This window comes from Microbacterium sp. (assembly GCF_039812165.1).
GTDB lineage: Bacteria > Actinomycetota > Actinomycetes > Actinomycetales > Microbacteriaceae > Microbacterium.
Window position 1 is genome coordinate 1 of sequence record NZ_JBDIAB010000165.1, and the last position, 6,431, is coordinate 6,431.

At 72.4% G+C, this 6,431-nt stretch carries 4 protein-coding genes, 1 other RNA gene and 1 pseudogene; 5 read left to right on the forward strand and 1 reads right to left on the reverse strand.

Annotated elements, in window-relative coordinates:
• Both WML84_RS11705 and rnpB read left to right on the forward strand, forming a co-directional pair.
• A pseudogene (locus WML84_RS11705) lies at positions 1-371 on the forward strand (bifunctional 3'-5' exonuclease/DNA polymerase); the annotation flags it as partial.
• A gap of 68 nt (positions 372-439) precedes the next feature.
• Positions 440-800: RNase P RNA component class A (gene rnpB / locus WML84_RS11710), an RNA gene on the forward strand.
• Positions 801-860: 60 nt separating this feature from the next.
• On the opposite strand, the gene ppgK is transcribed toward rnpB, so the two are convergent.
• Positions 861-1,622 carry a polyphosphate--glucose phosphotransferase gene (gene ppgK / locus WML84_RS11715; RefSeq protein WP_347346324.1) on the reverse strand — a complete coding sequence of 254 codons (762 nt, stop codon included), beginning with the start codon at positions 1,620-1,622 and terminating at the stop codon, positions 861-863.
• A gap of 153 nt (positions 1,623-1,775) precedes the next feature.
• Between ppgK and WML84_RS11720 the strand changes: the two genes are divergently transcribed.
• From WML84_RS11720 to WML84_RS11730, 3 genes are read left to right on the forward strand one after another with little or no spacing between them, the layout of a single operon-like run.
• Positions 1,776-2,024 (forward strand): SPOR domain-containing protein, encoded by a 249-nt coding sequence (locus tag WML84_RS11720; protein WP_347346325.1) that lies wholly within the window; start codon positions 1,776-1,778, stop codon positions 2,022-2,024.
• 58 nt (positions 2,025-2,082) lie between these two features.
• Positions 2,083-3,420 carry a type I glutamate--ammonia ligase gene (glnA, locus tag WML84_RS11725; protein WP_347346326.1) on the forward strand — a complete coding sequence of 446 codons (1,338 nt, stop codon included), beginning with the start codon at positions 2,083-2,085 and terminating at the stop codon, positions 3,418-3,420.
• A gap of 8 nt (positions 3,421-3,428) precedes the next feature.
• Positions 3,429-6,428 (forward strand): bifunctional [glutamine synthetase] adenylyltransferase/[glutamine synthetase]-adenylyl-L-tyrosine phosphorylase, encoded by a 3,000-nt coding sequence (locus WML84_RS11730; protein ID WP_347346327.1) that lies wholly within the window; start codon positions 3,429-3,431, stop codon positions 6,426-6,428.
• Positions 6,429-6,431 lie beyond the last annotated feature (3 nt).

Consider the following 6,431-nt stretch of genomic DNA (forward strand, 5'->3'; position numbering starts at 1 on the left):
AGGGCGACCGGGACCGCGCCCGCCGCTCCGCGCGCGACCGCGGGCGGTTCACGCGCAACTTCGTCGTGCAGGGCACCGCCGCCGAGTGGGCGCTCGCGTGGCTCGCCGAGCTGCGCCTGCGCCTGGCCGCGCTGCCGGAGGTGGCGACGGATGCCGGGGCCCCGGCGTCCGGACCCGCGTTCGCGCGCCGCGCGCACCTGGTCTTCTTCCTGCACGACGAGGTCATCGTGCACGCGCCGGCGGTGCACGCCGACGCGGTCGCCGCGGCCGTGCGGGAGGCGGCGGAGCGGGCCGGGCGTCTGCTGTTCGGCGACTTCCCGATCGACTTCCCGCTCGACCTGCGCGTGGCCGCGGACGCCGCGAAGGCGTGACCCGCGGCGGCGAGGGTGCCGGAGCGGGGATCGGGCACGACCGCGGCGGCTAGACTGGCACGCGCGAATGGGTCGGCCGGACGGTCGCGTGGCGGGAGACCGCACCGAGGAACGTCCGGGCTCCGCAGGGCAGGGCGGTGGACAACACCCACCCGGAGTGATCCGCGAGACAGTGCCACAGAGAGCAGACCGCCGGGGCCCAGGCCCCGGTAAGGGTGAAAGGGCGGTGTAAGAGACCACCGGGATCGTGGTGACACGATCCGCACGGCAAACCTCGCCCGGAGCAAGGCCAGACAGGGGATGACGACGCGGCCCGCCGAGTCCCCGGGTAGGCCGCTGGAGCGGCACGGCAACGTGTCGCCGAGAGAGATGACCGTCGAAGGGACGTCAGTCCCGGAACAGAACCCGGCGTACAGGCCGGCCCATTCGCCTACTCGACTCAGCCGCCGAAGGATGCCGGCGCGCCCCGGGGCGCCTGCGGCACGCGAATCAGGAGACCGCGAGGGCCGCGGCGCCGATGATGCCGGCGTTGTTGCGGTGCACGGCGGGCACGATGGGCGTGTCGAGGCGCAGCAGGGGCAGGAACGCGTCGGCGTGCTTGGAGACGCCGCCCCCGACGATGAACAGGTCGGGGCTCAGCAGGAACTCGAGGTGGCTGTAGTACCACTGCAGGCGCGCCGCCCACTTCTTCCAGTCCAGCCCGTCGCGCTGCTTCGCCGAGTACGCGGCGTACGCCTCGGCGTCGCGGCGGCGCTGCGAGCGCTGCAGGTGGCCGAGCTCGGAGTTGGGGATCAACACGCCGTTGTGCAGCAGCGCGGTGCCGATGCCGGTGCCGAGGGTCGTGAGGATGACGAGGCCCTCGGTGTCGCGCGCGGCGCCGTAGCGCAGCTCGGCGACGCCGGCGACGTCGGCGTCGTTGGCGAAGTGGATCTCGCGGCCGAGGCCGTCCTCGAAGAACTTCTCGGCCTCGAAGCCGATCCAGCGCTGCGACACGTTCGCGGCCGACTTCGTGATGCCGCGCTTGACGATCGCGGGGAACGCGACGCCCAGCGGGATGTCGGCGTCGGTGACGTCGAGCGCCGACAGCACGATGCGCACCGCGCCCAGCACGTCGTCGGGCTCGGCCCCGGCCGGGGTGGGGACCTTCACGCGCTCGCTCAGCAGCGTCCCGGTCGTGAGGTCGACGAGCGCCCCCTTGATGCCGGTGCCGCCGATGTCCACTCCCACTGCACGGGTAGCCGCTGTCGTCATGCCGAACAGCCTAGCGGGATCGAGGGGGCGTCTCGGAAGCCCGAATCCTGCGTCCTCGAGCGTCTGCGGCGCGCTGCGCGCACCGGCATCCGGATCGGGGCGCCCATTAGGATCGAGCCACGGGAACTGCAACACCGACGGCGAGGAGCAGACGTGACCGACGGCAGCGAGAAGTACTGGTACAACCTGGCGACCGGAACGGTCGAATACGGCTTCGAGTCGCCGACGATCGACCGCGCGGGCCCCTTCGACACCGCCGAGGAGGCCGCCAAGGCGCCGCAGATCATCGCCGCGCGCTCGCGCGCGTGGGCCGAGGAGGACGCGGCCGAGGACGACTGGGGCTCGACCGCCAAGGACGTCGTCGAAGACGTCGACAGGGACATCGAGAACGACGGCCGTTAGGCCAGTAGTCTGAGGACCGGGCCGGAACGTCGGCCCGGTCGACTTGCGAGGGGACGCGATGGACAAGCAGCGGGACTTCGTACTGCGGACGATCGAGGAGCGCGGCATCAAGTTCGTGCGCCTGTGGTTCACGGACGTGATCGGCACGCTCAAGTCCGTGGCGATCGCGCCCGCCGAGGTCGAGGGGGCCTTCACCGAGGGGCTCGGCTTCGACGGCTCGGCGATCGAGGGACTCACGCGCTCCTACGAGTCGGACCTGCTCGCCCATCCCGACCCGACGACGTTCCAGACCCTGCCGTGGCGCGGCGAGATCGATCCGACCGCGCGCATGTTCTGCGACATCACCACGCCCGACGGTCAGCCCGCCGTCGCCGACCCCCGCCACGTGCTCAAGCGCACGCTCGCGAAGGCCGCCGACGCCGGGTTCACGTTCTACACGCACCCCGAGATCGAGTTCTACCTGCTGAAGTCGTCGTCGTTCGGGCCGGGCGGTCCCGAGCCGGTGGACTCCGCGGGCTACTTCGACAACGTCCCCGGCGGCACCGCGCACGACTTCCGGCGCCGCTCGGTGCGGATGCTGGAGGACCTCGGCATCTCGGTCGAGTACAGCCACCACGAGGGCGGCCCCGGCCAGAACGAGATCGACCTGCGCTACGCCGACGCGCTCGCCACCGCCGACAACATCATGACCTTCCGCACCGTGGTCAAGGAGGTCGCGATCGAGCAGGGCGTGTACGCGACGTTCATGCCGAAGCCGCTCAGCGGGCACCCGGGCAGCGGCATGCACACGCACATGTCGCTCTTCGAGGGCGACGTCAACGCGTTCTACGAGGAGGGCGCGCAGTACCAGCTGTCGAAGACCGGCCGCCAGTTCATCGCCGGCCTCCTGCGGCACGCGAAGGAGATCTCCGCGGTCACGAACCAGTTCGTGAACTCGTACAAGCGCCTGTGGGGCGGCGACGAGGCGCCGAGCTTCATCTGCTGGGGTCACAACAACCGCTCCGCCCTCGTGCGCGTGCCGATGTACAAGCCGAAGAAGGGGCAGTCCTCGCGCATCGAGTACCGCGCTCTCGACTCCGCCACCAATCCCTACCTCGCCTACGCCCTGCTGCTGGCCGCGGGCCTCAAGGGCATCGAGGAGGGCTACGAGCTGCCGCCCGAGGCCGAGGACAACGTGTGGTCGCTGACGGACGCCGAGCGCCGCGCCCTCGGCTACGCGCCGCTGCCGGCGAGCCTCGACCGGGCGCTGGAGTGCATGGAGGAGTCCGAGCTGGTCGCCGAGACCCTCGGCGAGCAGGTGTTCAACTACGTCCTCCTCAACAAGCGCAAGGAGTGGCAGGAGTACCGCGCGCAGGTCACGCCGTTCGAGCTGACCCGCAACCTCGAGGTGCTCTAGCCGGGGCCATGACGAGCGAACGATCGTCCGCTCGCACCGCGCTCGCGCGCGTCGGGTTCTCAGACCTCACCGAGGTCGACCGTCTGCTGACCGAGCTCGCCGAGTCGATCGGGCTCTCGCGCACCGCCATCCTCGACGGCGCCGACGACGCGGCCGATCCGGATGCCGCGACCGACGCGCTCGTCCGCATCGCCCGTCGCGCGCCGGAGCGGGTGCGCGACGCGCTCCGCGAGACGCCGCAGACCACCTGGCGGCTCCTCGGCGCCTCGCGGGGCTTCGCGGACTTCTACCTCCGGCATCCCGAGGAGCTCGCCCACGTCGCCCGTCCGGGCGACGGGCTGCCGACCGTCGACGGGCTCCGCGACGAGCTGCTCGAGGCCGTCGGCGCCGACGAGCAGGGCTTCGCGTCCGCCGGCGACGAATCCGCGTGGGTGGCCCTGCGGGTGCGCTACCGGCGCCTGCTGGCCCGCATCGCCGCGCACGACCTGAGCGCGCCCGACGCGACCGCGGTGCTGGCCGAGGTCGCCGCGGCCCTGGCGGACGCCGCGGGCGCGGCCCTGGAGGCATCCCTCTGCGTCGCCCGCACCCGCGTGACCCGCGGCGGGGGCGCGCCGGGCGGGCTCTTCCCGCGCGACGAGGTGGCCGCGACGCAGCTCGCGATCATCGGGATGGGCAAGACCGGCGCGCGGGAGCTCAACTACGTCAGCGACGTCGACGTCATCTTCGTCGGCGGCGCCGACGACGACGCGCTCGCCGAGCTCGGCGAGAGCCGCGTCATCGACATCGCGACGCGCCTGGCCGTGCAGACCATGCGCGGGCTGTCGGGCTTCGAGATCGAGCCGCCGCTGTGGGAGGTCGACGCGAACCTGCGCCCCGAGGGCAAGCAGGGGGCGCTCGTCCGCAGCCTCGACTCGCACCTGTCGTACTACGACCGGTGGGCGAAGAGCTGGGAGTTCCAGGCGCTGCTGAAGGCGCGGCCCATCGCGGGCGACCGGGGACTGGGCGAGCGGTACGTCGCGGCGGTGCAGCCCAAGGTGTGGACGAGCGCCGCGCGCGAGAACTTCGTCGACAGCGTGCAGCGCATGCGCGAGCGCGTCACCGAGCACATCCCGCCCGCCGACGTCGCGTATCAGCTGAAGCTCGGGCCTGGCGGCATCCGCGACATCGAGTTCACCGTCCAGCTGCTGCAGCTCGTGCACGGCCTCGCCGACGACCGGATCCGCCAGCGCAGCACCCTCGACGCGCTCGACGCGCTCGTGTCCGCGGGCTACATCGGGCGCCCCGAGGCGGCGACCTTCTCGTACGACTACCGCACGCTGCGCGTGCTCGAGCACCGCGTGCAGCTCGCGGGGCTCCACCGCACGCACCTCATGCCCGCGACCGACGAGGGCCTGCGCGCCGTCGCGCGCGCCTCGGGACTCGCCGACACCGGACCCGCGGTGTGGGAGCTGTGGGAGCGCATCAAGCGCGAGGTGCGCGACATCCACGTGCGCCTGTTCTACAGCCCGCTGCTGTCGGCCGTCGCCGCCCTCCCCGCCGAGGAGCAGACCCTCTCGCCGACGCACGCGCACGACCGTCTCGCCGCGATCGGCTTCCGCGACCCGGCCGGGGCGCTGCGCCACATCGGCGCGCTCACGAGCGGACTGAGCCGCCGGGCGACGATCCAGCGCAACCTGCTGCCGGTCATGATCCGCTGGTTCGCCGACGGCGTCGACCCCGACTACGGCCTGCTCGCCTTCCGCCGCATCGCCGAGCGCCTCGGCGACAAGCCGTGGTTCCTGCGGATGCTCCGCGACTCGTCGGGCGCGGCCGAACGTCTCACCCGCGTGCTGTCGGGGTCGAGGTTCATCGGCGAGCTGATGGAGTGGATCCCCGAGTCGGTCGCGTGGCTCGACAACGAGGAGCAGCTGCGTCCGCGGTCGGCCGTCGTGCTCGACGAGGAGGCCCGCGCCATCCAGACCCGGCACGAGACGATCGACGCCGCGATGGGCGCCGTCCGGACGCTCCGGCGGCGCGAGCTGCTGCGTCTCGCGATCGCCGGCGTGCTCGGGACGGTCACGATCGAAGAGCTCGCACAGGCGCTCACCGACGTCAGCGAGGTGACGATCCAGGCGACCTTCCGTGCGGTGTGGCGCGAGCTCGTGCCCGCCGAGGACGCCGCGCTGCGGTTCGCGGTCATCGCGATGGGCCGGTTCGGGGGAGCGGAGCTCGGCTTCGGGTCGGATGCCGACGTCATCTACGTCTACGACGCGAACGGCGTCGAGTCACAGCGCGCGCACGACCTCGCGCTCAAGCTCGTCGCGGGCCTGCGCCGCTACAGCGAGGACCACCGGGTGCCGTTCGAGCTCGATGCGGACCTCCGCCCCGAGGGCCGCAACGGTCCGCTGGCGCGCTCGCTGGAGGCCTACGCCGCGTACTACCGGCGCTGGTCGCTGTCGTGGGAGGCGCAGGCGCTGCTGCGCGCGCGCGGCGTGGCCGGCAGCGAGGAGCTCGTGGAGCAGTTCATGCGCCTCGCCGACGAGGTCCGATACCCGCAGCACGCCGATGCTCAGGGCCTGCGCGAGATCAAGCGCATCAAGGCGCGTGTCGAGAGTGAGCGGCTGCCCCAGGGCGTCGACCGCTCCCGCCACCTCAAGCTCGGGCCGGGCGGGCTCAGCGACGTCGAGTGGCTCGTGCAGCTCCTGCAGCTCCAGCACGCATATGCCGTTCCCGGCATGCGCACCACGGCCACCATGGCGGCGCTCGAGGCCGCGCGCGAGGCGGGTCTGGTGACCGATGCCGCGGCCGTCCGCCTCGCGGCATCCTGGCGCCTCGCGAGCCGCCTGCGGTCGGCGAACACGATCCTGTCGGGGCAGACGAGCGACGTCCTCCCGACCGACCGGTCGAAGCTCGACGGCATCGGCCGGCTGCTCGAGTATCCCGCGCGCTCGGCGACGCAGGTCGAGGAGGACTGGATGGGCACCGCCCGCCGCGCCCGCCGGACGTTCGAGCAGCTCTTCTACGGCTGACCC